General features: G+C 50.1%; 4 protein-coding genes, 7 tRNA genes and 2 rRNA genes. 11 read left to right on the top strand and 2 right to left on the bottom strand.

Going from position 1 to position 6,486, the window contains the following annotated elements:
• The 9 genes from K7397_RS13740 to K7397_RS13700 all read left to right on the top strand — a co-directional run.
• A 23S ribosomal RNA gene (locus tag K7397_RS13740) occupies positions 1-125 on the top strand; the annotation flags it as partial.
• A 107-nt stretch (positions 126-232) separates the two neighbouring features.
• Positions 233-349, top strand: a 5S ribosomal RNA gene (rrf, locus tag K7397_RS13735).
• 42 nt (positions 350-391) lie between these two features.
• A tRNA-Ile gene (locus K7397_RS13730) sits at positions 392-468 on the top strand.
• A 48-nt stretch (positions 469-516) separates the two neighbouring features.
• Positions 517-592, top strand: a tRNA-Ala gene (locus tag K7397_RS13725).
• Between the two features lie 87 nt (positions 593-679).
• Positions 680-753, top strand: a tRNA-Met gene (locus K7397_RS13720).
• Positions 754-767: 14 nt separating this feature from the next.
• Positions 768-843 (top strand) — tRNA-His (locus tag K7397_RS13715).
• A gap of 11 nt (positions 844-854) precedes the next feature.
• Positions 855-929 (top strand) — tRNA-Gln (locus K7397_RS13710).
• Between the two features lie 68 nt (positions 930-997).
• Positions 998-1,070, top strand: a tRNA-Lys gene (locus K7397_RS13705).
• A 19-nt stretch (positions 1,071-1,089) separates the two neighbouring features.
• A tRNA-Gly gene (locus tag K7397_RS13700) sits at positions 1,090-1,164 on the top strand.
• Positions 1,165-1,301: 137 nt separating this feature from the next.
• Here K7397_RS13700 and K7397_RS13695 read toward each other — a convergent pair.
• Positions 1,302-2,375, bottom strand: a complete 1,074-nt coding sequence (locus K7397_RS13695; protein WP_223068509.1) for a permease — start codon at positions 2,373-2,375, stop codon at positions 1,302-1,304.
• A gap of 154 nt (positions 2,376-2,529) precedes the next feature.
• Here K7397_RS13695 and selD point away from each other — a divergent pair, with 154 nt between their 5' ends.
• Positions 2,530-3,579 carry a selenide, water dikinase SelD gene (gene selD, locus K7397_RS13690; RefSeq protein ID WP_223068508.1) on the top strand — a complete coding sequence of 350 codons (1,050 nt, stop codon included), beginning with the start codon at positions 2,530-2,532 and terminating at the stop codon, positions 3,577-3,579.
• Positions 3,580-3,627: 48 nt separating this feature from the next.
• A complete protein-coding gene (gene mnmH, locus K7397_RS13685; protein WP_223068507.1) occupies positions 3,628-4,662 on the top strand; it encodes a tRNA 2-selenouridine(34) synthase MnmH in 1,035 nt (344 codons plus the stop codon).
• A 74-nt stretch (positions 4,663-4,736) separates the two neighbouring features.
• On the opposite strand, the gene K7397_RS13680 is transcribed toward mnmH, so the two are convergent.
• Positions 4,737-6,431: a M3 family oligoendopeptidase gene (locus K7397_RS13680; protein WP_223068506.1), complete on the bottom strand. Its 1,695-nt coding sequence runs from the start codon at positions 6,429-6,431 to the stop codon at positions 4,737-4,739.
• Positions 6,432-6,486 lie beyond the last annotated feature (55 nt).

The following is a 6,486-nucleotide window of genomic DNA, read 5'->3' as shown; positions in this document are numbered from 1 at the left end:
CCCCCCTCAAGATGAGATTTCCCAAATCGTAAGACCCCTTGAAGACGACGAGGTAGATAGGCTGGGGGTGGAAGTGCAGCAATGCATGGAGCTGACCAGTACTAATCGGTCGAGGGCTTATCCAAAACAAACCCCACTAAGTGAAAACTGGCGGGGCTAAGACGCAAAGAAGTTTCGTATCCAGTTTTCAAGCGATCAAGCTTGAAACAAGCATTTGTTATACAAATGCCCGTTTGGTGGCGATGGCGGAGGGGTTCCACACGTACCCATCCCGAACACGACCGTTAAGCCCTCCAGCGCCGATGGTACTTGGACCGAAGGGTCCTGGGAGAGTAGGACGCCGCCAAGCGGATTCCCTTTTGGGAATTTTTTTGTGAGTGTGTAATGGTTTGGGCCCTTAGCTCAGCTGGTTAGAGCGCACCCCTGATAAGGGTGAGGTCGGTGGTTCGAGTCCACTAGGGCCCACCAGATAACTACATACAAAATGTGCTTCAACAGAGCACTAATTGGAAATATGGGGCCATAGCTCAGCTGGGAGAGCGCCTGCCTTGCAAGCAGGAGGTCAGGAGTTCGATCCTCCTTGGCTCCACCATCGTATTCCAAAAGTGAAAATGTCCTTTATAGTAATTCCGGTTGCTATTCGAAGGACCCCGGTAACAACAGAATACCTTTTTACTGACGCGGGGTGGAGCAGCCCGGTAGCTCGTCGGGCTCATAACCCGAAGGCCGCAGGTTCAAATCCTGCCCCCGCAATTTGGTTTGTTATGGCGGTCGTGGCGAAGTGGTTAACGCACCGGATTGTGGCTCCGGCATTCGTGGGTTCGATCCCCATCGATCGCCCCATTCATAAAGATTGGGGATTAGCCAAGCGGTAAGGCAACGGACTTTGACTCCGTCATGCATAGGTTCGAATCCTATATCCCCAGCCACTTCACTCTTAAGTGAAGTCCAAGATTCAAGGTAAATCCGAACATTTTTTCGGAAAGTCCTTATCTGAGAGCCATTAGCTCAGTTGGTAGAGCACCTGACTTTTAATCAGGGTGTCGAAGGTTCGAGTCCTTCATGGCTCACTTTTCTTAATTGCATTATGCGGACGTGGCTCAGCGGTAGAGCATCGCCTTGCCAAGGCGAGGGTCGCGGGTTCGATTCCCGTCGTCCGCTCCAATTTTATACATAAAGCTATAGTGCCTAAGATGCCAGCATCTTGGTACTTTTTTTATACGATCAACCTGATGATTGAAACCCAAAAAAGCCCGTTTATCCTCAAACGATAAGCGGGCTTTTACATTTTACCTTAGTTCTTAAAGGATGAGCATTGCAGACAGGCCGCATAAAATGCCCAGCACGACAACAGATGAAGCAACAAAGGCAATGACCTTTCTCGGGTAGGAACGGGAAATCATCAGCAGGGACGGCAGGCTTACAGCCGGTAGCGTCAGCAATAAAGCGCCTGCAGGACCCGCTCCAAGGCCGAAGGACATGAACGACTGAATGATCGGAATTTCGGCTGCAGTCGGAATGACAAACAGCATGCCGGCAATGGCAAATCCGATAATAGCGAGCAAATGGTTTCCTTCGCTAATGCCGATTTCGGGGAAAAGCCAGGCCCGGGCTGCTCCAAGAATAAGAACAAAGATCAGATAGGCAGGGACAATGCTTAACAGCATGCTGCCGATGTTTTTAACCCAACGTATAAGAAAAGGCTTGTTATCGGCCTGAGTGTTCTCTTGAACGGAAGAGAGCACTTCGTCAGGAACTTTGGCGTCTTCGGCGAAACGATTGGCGAAGTAGCTTACACCAAAGGTGAGAGCGATGCCGAAGATCAGCCTGAGCAGCGTAAACTTCCAGGACAGGACAAAGGTCATGAAAATGAGAGTCGCCGGATTAATGGTCGGATTGCCGAGCCAAAAGGCGAGACTCGAACCTACAGAGACATCCTTTTTGCGAAGTCCGACGGCAATCGGTGCAGCACAGCAGGTGCACATCATAGCGGGCAGAGAAGCAATACCGCCAATCGCGGTGCTTTTAAATGTGGCTTTGCCAAGCACTTTGAGCAGCCATTGTCCCGGCAGAAGCACTTGCACAAGCGAACCTAGCAGGATGCCAAGCACCGCAGCTTTCCATACCGATTTAAAATAAGCGGCTGCGTAATCTACAGCTGCTGACCATGAAGGAGCAGGTGCAGTTTCCGAGCTGCCGCTTATGATCGAGGAGCCGATGGAATGCTCGGCTGCCGCCTTAAACGCTTTGCCGTAATAGGGCCACCATTTGACATAAGCCAGTCCGGCCACGGCAATGAGCACAAAAATTACCGCAAGTATGGCTGCTTTATAATTGCGGTGAGACGCAGGGGATGAATCCGTGAGTTGAACCATGTTAACCGCCACTTTCTATTAAAATGATGTCAGAATGATAGTATAACATAATAAAGAGCATTTTTTCCGGTAATTCTTTAGTGGTATACTGTTTGAGGATAGTTTGGAGCTGGATGCCAGCTTTTGATAGATAGTTTAAGAAAGGATGATCTTTATGCCATTGCAAGACAAAATAAAATTGACTTTGTTGTCCTCAAAAGGAGGCTGCGGCTGCAAAATCGGACCTGCCGATCTGGCACAGGTAATTCGCAGCCTTCCGCCTGCTGAACCAAATCCGGATCTGCTTGTGGGACTGGATACAAGCGACGACGCGGGTGTATATCGTCTTACAGACGAGCTTGCCCTGGTACAGACGGTCGATTTTTTCACGCCGATTGTTGATGATCCGTATGATTTCGGACAGGTAGCGGCAGCCAACGCGATCAGCGATATTTATGCTATGGGTGGGAAGCCGCTGACGGCTCTTAATATTGTTGCATTCCCGATTCATACGCTTGATAAAGCGGTTCTGTCGGAGATATTGAGAGGAGCCGGGGATAAATTGAAGGAAGCCGGGGTTACGCTGGTAGGCGGTCACTCGATAGACGACAAAGAACCCAAATTCGGTCTTGCCGTAACGGGGCTTGTTCATCCCGATCGTGTGCGGACCAATGCGGGCGCCAAAGCGGGGGACAAGCTGATTCTGACGAAGCCGATCGGGGTCGGGATATTGACGACATCCATCAAGAAGGATCAGCTGAATGAGGAAGAAGTGGCGAGGGTGACCCGTGTCATGACCACTTTGAACAAGACCGCCGCCGAGACCATGGAGCCCTATGAAGTGCACGCATGTACGGATGTTACCGGATTTGGACTGCTTGGACATGCCTCCGAAATGGCAAAGGGAAGCGGAACAGGCATTATCATCAGCAAGGACCAGGTGCCTTTCCTGCCTCGGGTAAGAGAGCTTGCAGAAGCCGGATTTGTACCTGGCGGAACCAAAAATAACTTTGCCCATCTTGAAGGCTCGGTCACCTTCCCGGAAGGACTGGATCAAATCGGTCAGTGGATGCTTTGCGATGCTGTAACTTCTGGAGGCCTGCTCATTTCTGTTGCAGGCGCGGAAAGCGGCGCTCTATTGGACGCCTTGAAAAAGGCAGGGGTGGAAGCCTCGTTAATAGGAGAAGTGACCGAAGATCATCCGGGTCACATTCAGGTGATTTAATATAGAAGTTGCGGGCGGCAACAAGATGGAAACAAGGGGCGGGTAGGTTTGTTTAAAGATATTAATATAGAAGAGCTTCTTGAGAAGCAAAATCAGCATGAGGTGACAACCATCGATGTTCGCTCACCTTCCGAGTTTGAAGAATCCACGATTCCCGGAAGCGTTAATATCCCGCTGTTCAATGATGAAGAGCGCGCCGAAATCGGAACCTTGTATAAACAGGTAAGCGTGGACGCAGCCAAACAGCGGGGACTGGAGATCGTTTCCGCCAAGCTGCCATCTTTTATAAGGCAGTTTCAAGCAATCCAGGGCGACAAGGTCGTGTTCTGCTGGCGGGGCGGCATGCGAAGCCGCACGACGGCAACGCTGCTGACATTAATGGACGTTCACGTTAGGCGCCTGGACGGCGGAATACGTTCCTATCGAAGATGGGTGGTTGACGAGCTCGAGCATTTTGAGATGAAGCCGCAAGCCGTCGTCCTGGGCGGGAACACCGGATCGGGAAAAACGTCTATTTTGCGAAAGCTTAAAGAAGAGGGCTACCCGGTGCTGGATCTGGAAGCGATGGCAGGCCATCGCGGATCGGTGTTCGGACAAATCGGACTCGTGCCTCATAATCAGAAAACCTTTGATTCTCTGCTGCTGCAGGGGTTGCTTCAGGTTCAACATTCGCCCTATGTGCTGCTGGAAGCGGAAAGCAAACGGATTGGAAAAGTAACGATGCCGGATTTTCTGGCCCGCAAAAAAGAAGAGGGGATCCAGTTATGGGTCGAACTTCCGATGGAGGAGCGGGTGCGGCAAATTCTGCTGGATTATGCCCCGGCTTCCCACCATGAACAATGTATGTCGGCTTTCAAAAAAATTAAGGAGCGGATTCATACTCCCATTGCCAAGGAGATCGACATTTACTTGCAAAGCGGGCGGTTCGCCGAGGCAGTAGAGATGCTGCTGGTTCACTACTATGATCCTCGTTACGAATATACAGCGAGAGAAATTGAACAAGAGCGGCGCGTAATGATCCGGGCGGCCAATGTGGATGAAGCAATCGTTCAGATCAAGCAGGTTCTGCAAGCGGAGTTTTAAACTTTAGGAAAAAGAAAGAGAATACAAAAAAAAGCGATCCTTGCCTCAGGGCAGGACCGCTTCTTTTAGTGCTGTTATAACTCTTTATCGTTAACGCCGTTCAGCCAGCTTTCGATATCTCCGATAACGGAACGGATGCAGCCGTCTTTAAAAGGCGAGATCAGCCCGGCGAGCTCAACCAGCTTGAGGAAGGATTGGCTTCCTCCGGCTTGGCAGAGCTGTAAATAATCGCTCCAGGCGGTTTTGAAATCTTCGTTCGAACGTTTCCAGAACTGGAAGGCGCAGAGTTGGGCCAACGTATAATCAATGTAATAGAACGGCGCGCCAAAAATATGTCCTTGCTTTTGCCAGAAACCGCCTTGCTCCAGATAAGCGTTGCCGTCATAATTGCGGTGCGGCAAATATTTCTTCTCGATTTCCCGCCACGCCTGTTTACGCTCGGTCGGGGTCGCTTCCGGGTTGCTGTAAACAAAGTGCTGGAATTCATCGACGGAAACCCCGTAAGGAATAAACTGCAGACAGTCCGCCAAATGATTGAACCGGTACTTGCCGGCGTCTTCTTTAAAGAACAGATTCATCCAAGGCCAGGTGAAAAATTCCATGCTCATGGAGTGGATTTCAGCCGCTTCATAGGTCGGGAAAGCATATTCAGGCACTTTGAAATTACGGCTTTCATAGGCCTGGAAAGCATGGCCGGCTTCATGGGTCAGGACGTCAATATCCCCGGAGGTTCCATTGAAATTGGAAAAAATAAACGGAGCCTGGTATTCGCTGAAGTAGGTGCAGTAGCCGCCGCCCTGCTTGCCTTTCTTGCTTACCAGATCCATGAGATCGTTGTCCAGCATAAAGGTAAAGAATTCGTCCATCTCCGGAGAGAGCTCATGGTACATCTTGGCGCCGTTCGCTACTATCCAGTCCGGATCGCCTTTCGGGGTAGCGTTCCCGGTTTTGAAATTGAAGTTCTCGTCGTAGTATTTCAACTCATCAAGCCCCAAACGCTCAGCCTGGCGTTGCTTCAGCTTCTGGGCAACCGGAACGATATGCTCAAGAACCTGTTTGCGAAAATTGGCTACCATTTCGGCGTTATAATCAGTGCGCATCATGCGGTCATAGCCCAGTTCAACAAAACTGTTGTACCCAAGCTTTTTGGCAATACGGGTGCGGACCTTGACGAGCTCGTCATAAATGCGGTCGAAGTCCGGCTCGTGTTCAGACATAAAGCCATATCTGGCTTCGGAAGCGCGTTTTCTCATTTCGCGGTCCGTGGACAATTCAAACGGAGCGAGCTGAGGCAGCGTGCGTTCCTCGCCTTCGAACGGAATTTTGGCGGACGCAATGAGCTGGGAGTATTCCGTTGAAAGTTTGTTCTCGAGCTGCAAATCCTCAATGATTTCCGGACTGAACGTGCGAAGCGAAACTTCGGCAAGCTGGAACAGCTGCGTCCCCCATTCCTGCTCGAGCTCGGCTCTGTACTTGGAATTTACGATTGCCTTGTAATATTCGGTTATGTACTCTTGGATGACAGGTCCGATTTCATCCATATAGTCTTGTTCGGCTTTATAAAATGCATCAGTCGTATCGATGGAGTGCCGAACACTAACCAGTTGCTGCATGGTGTCAAATTCGCTGCGGAGCTTATTGATTTGGGCAAAGGAAGCTCTTTGTTCTTCCAATGTAGCGGCAGCATTCAAAGTTGCCAGCAGACTGGTAAAATCCTGTTTGAGTTTGTCAACATCAGGACGTTCATATCGGTATTCGCCAAATTTCATAAATGGATCAACACCCTTTCTGTACAATCTAGTCCCTATTATATATAATCGGGAA

It is taken from the genome of Paenibacillus caui (assembly GCF_019904135.1).
GTDB lineage: Bacteria > Bacillota > Bacilli > Paenibacillales > Paenibacillaceae > Fontibacillus > Fontibacillus caui.
The sequence above is the reverse complement of the archived record's forward strand: the minus strand, read 5'-3'. Positions and strand labels throughout refer to the sequence as shown.